The organism is Stutzerimonas tarimensis (assembly GCF_042648805.1).
Classification (GTDB): domain Bacteria; phylum Pseudomonadota; class Gammaproteobacteria; order Pseudomonadales; family Pseudomonadaceae; genus Azomonas; species Azomonas tarimensis.
This window is the reverse complement of record NZ_JBHRXZ010000008.1, coordinates 1-632: the sequence shown is the minus strand read 5'-3', so window position 1 is coordinate 632 and position 632 is coordinate 1. Positions and strand designations below refer to the sequence as shown.

Sequence of the window (632 nt, the reverse complement as noted above, 5' to 3'; positions counted from 1 at the left end):
AACCTACTGCCGCACCACTTGCAACTGCCGAGGCGGTAGCCGTTCCCGCTGCCGCCATTGCGCTGCCAGACCCTGCGGCAGCACCAGCCAGGTTTCCAATGGCCGCACTCGCCGCCCCGGCCGTGAAATACGCCACCGCGATGGCGGTGACCATCGCCGCCGGCCCACCCAGCCCTGAGCTGCTGTACTTGAAGCTGTCGTGGACCTCCTTCACCCGCTGCCAGTCCACGTCGCCGCGGCTTTCCATTTCCTTCAGCCACGCCAGGTTCGGGTCGGCCTGCACCATCGCGTCGATGGTCTGGCTCACCGTTTGCTGGTTGACCTGCCTGACGTCGATCTGCAGCCCTTCCACCGCCTGGATGACCAACTCGCCCTGGGCGATCAGTTGGCTCTGTACCAGGGTCTCGTCGGTCGTGCCCTTGCCTTTCGCCGACTGCCAGGCAAAGCTGCTCTTGCTCTTTTCGTGGCTTTCCTGTTCCAGGTCCTTCACGCCTTCGAAGGTGATCGTGCCGCCGCTGGAAAGGGTCAGGTCTTCTCCGCTGGTGAGTTTCGCCGTAAGCGCTCCATAAACCCCACCTTCAACTGAGCTATCCGTTTCCGGATGCTGGGCTCCCTGTTTTCCCCAGTGGAGC

General features: G+C 63.3%; 1 pseudogene. It reads right to left on the bottom strand.

The features are described 5' to 3' along the window. A pseudogene (locus ACFOMF_RS03990) lies at positions 1-632 on the bottom strand (hypothetical protein); the annotation flags it as partial.